Here is a 2100-nt window from a genome sequence, read left to right on the forward strand (position 1 = left end):
GGGAGGAAATTGGGAAGGGGAGGCCTTCGCCAAGCCTTGTCAGAAGCCTTCCTTTTCCACCAAGCCCACGGTCACCGTCAGGGGGAAAGGTTCGTTAGAAATGTTTGACCGGACCGTCACCCTTGATGCGGGTACCACGAAAAACAACGAAGCACGGGTCATCTATCTCACCGGGGAATTACTTGAGATCATCCAGGAACGCCACAGGGAAATGGACGGCCCATATGTATTCCATCATGATGGACACAGGATAAAGGACTTTCGGAAGGTATGGGTCAAGGCCTTCAAGGATGCCGGGATTCCCGAGAAGCTCTTTCATGACCTCAGGAGGACGGCGGTAAGAAACATGATGAGGGCAGGCGTCCCGGAAAAGATCGCAATGAAGATGTCCGGACACAAAACTCGCTCAGTTTTTGACCGCTACAATATCGTCGATATGGACGATCTCAAGGCAGGGGCTGAAATAGTTTCTGTGCTCCACGAGGAACATCGGGACAGAAGCAAAAACCCTGAGGGTTACAATTTAGTTACAGTTGCATTCTCAGGGCATGGGAGGGAAGCGTGATACGAAAGGTAACTGCTTGAAATCATTATGCCGAAGGCGGGGCTTGAACCCGCATGACCGCAAGGGTCACCGGATTTTGAGTCCGGCGCGTCTGCCAGTTCCACCACTCCGGCGTGTGTTAAGAGAATAACAAAAGCGCTACTGCATGTCAATTCAAAGCTCGGATAATCTAACTATCCCTGGCCAAGACCCCTGGTTTAGCAGGGCAGGCCCACGAAAGGATTTTACGCGTTCGGCAAACTTATAATCCGCCGTAATAAACGGCATATTTATTGTTTGAGACAATGCAAGAAAATATGCATCATAGATAGAGACGTTGAATTTGAAGGCTATATCAATTGCGTATTCCATTATATCGGATTCAATTTTTCTTATCTCAAATCCCATATCAAGTACACTTTTCACAGCATCCTTTACGTCTTTATCCGTGAACCCTGTATTATATCGCAGGGCATTGGCAAGCTCATAGAAGAAAAGCTCGGGGACGATAACAGTAAATCTGCCCTCAAGGATTTCATCCCTGATTGATAGGGCTTTACTCAGGTCGGATTCATCGTGCTCACTAAACCATTTTGTCGCTACTGAGGTATCGAGACAATATGTTTTCATCCCTCCATCTCTCTCCACTTCCTTATCTCAGAGACACCATCCCACCTGCCTGATTTCTTTCTGAGCCTGTCTTGTGTATCAATGGCAAGCTTCACACGCCTTTTTCTTTTGCCCTCTTCGAGAATTTGTTGATAGTCATAAATAAGCTTCTCTGCTGCCTCTCTTAATAACATACTTCTGCTCTTCTTTTCTTCCCTGGCGATATGGTCGAGCTTTTCTAATATTTCTTCTGGGAATATCGTGTTGATCCTCATCATATATATACCTCCATATTACACACTTTATATGTATATAATAGATGATTAATAACAATGTGTCAAGTTAATACTGAATTGTCAGGTAACCCTTCAGTTACCGGGAGAAGCCCCCTGTTTTCTTCCGTGCTGGTGCTCCACGCAGAGAAAACTTACTGTACAAATCCTTCGGCGAGAGTGTCCCCCCATCCCCCTACCGCTTCGCTCCAGGGGGCTCTCTACCTCGCCGGGATTTTTACAGGGTTTTCTTTACTGCGCTCCGCAATGCACGGGTGCGAAAAAGGGGGCTTCTCCTATTCCCCCAAGACTGAGGGGTTACATTGTCAGCACATTGGTATGAAACCTTGTCCAAGACCTGCGGTCAGGGCAGGCATGGGAGATTTTGCGGGAAATTTCTTTTGACTGGGCAATAAAAAAAGGGGACCGAAGCCCCCTTTTTTGTTTCCGAAATGCCGTCTCTTAGAAGAAGTAGTATGCGCCGAATCTGAAAGCGTCCATAGAACCATTCCCCTGTGTAGCTGCAGTACGGCTTGCATAGCCTGTGGTTATACGGGTATACTCAAGCCCGAACCTGACTGCAGGGTTCACATCATACATGAGGTTGAGTACGAAGTTCTGGAGGTTCGTTATATTTTTTGGATTCGCTGCACTGTATGTTTCGCTAAAGAAGTT

The 2100-nt window shown here is 46.9% G+C and carries 4 protein-coding genes and 1 tRNA gene; 1 reads left to right on the top strand and 4 read right to left on the bottom strand.

What is annotated here, in order from left to right; translation table 11 throughout:
• On the top strand, positions 1 to 565 hold a 565-nt coding region (locus NTU69_12975), incomplete at its 5' end, for a site-specific integrase (protein ID MCX5804418.1).
• A 28-nt stretch (positions 566 to 593) separates the two neighbouring features.
• Here the strand turns inward: NTU69_12975 and NTU69_12980 are convergent.
• The 4 genes from NTU69_12980 to NTU69_12995 all read right to left on the bottom strand — a co-directional run.
• Positions 594 to 678: transfer RNA gene (locus NTU69_12980), tRNA-Leu, on the bottom strand.
• A gap of 40 nt (positions 679 to 718) precedes the next feature.
• A complete protein-coding gene (locus NTU69_12985) occupies positions 719 to 1174 on the bottom strand; it encodes a type II toxin-antitoxin system VapC family toxin (GenBank protein ID MCX5804419.1) in 456 nt (151 codons plus the stop codon).
• Positions 1171 to 1431: a ribbon-helix-helix protein, CopG family gene (locus NTU69_12990; GenBank protein ID MCX5804420.1), complete on the bottom strand. Its 261-nt coding sequence runs from the start codon at positions 1429 to 1431 to the stop codon at positions 1171 to 1173. Before NTU69_12990 ends, NTU69_12985 begins: the two co-directional genes overlap by 4 nt.
• 456 nt (positions 1432 to 1887) lie before the next feature.
• Positions 1888 to 2100 (bottom strand): hypothetical protein (locus tag NTU69_12995; protein MCX5804421.1); only part of this gene is annotated, 213 nt, incomplete at its 5' end.

Source organism: Pseudomonadota bacterium (assembly GCA_026388215.1).
Classification (GTDB): Bacteria; Desulfobacterota; Syntrophorhabdia; order Syntrophorhabdales; family Syntrophorhabdaceae; genus JAPLKF01.

Bases quoted from the DNA above. Each gene is read 5' to 3' on its own strand.
- NTU69_12985 (MCX5804419.1), bottom strand. From the start codon at position 1,174: ATGAAAACATATTGTCTCGATACCTCAGTAGCGACAAAATGGTTTAGT.
- NTU69_12990 (MCX5804420.1), bottom strand. From the start codon at position 1,431: ATGATGAGGATCAACACGATATTCCCAGAAGAAATATTAGAAAAGCTC.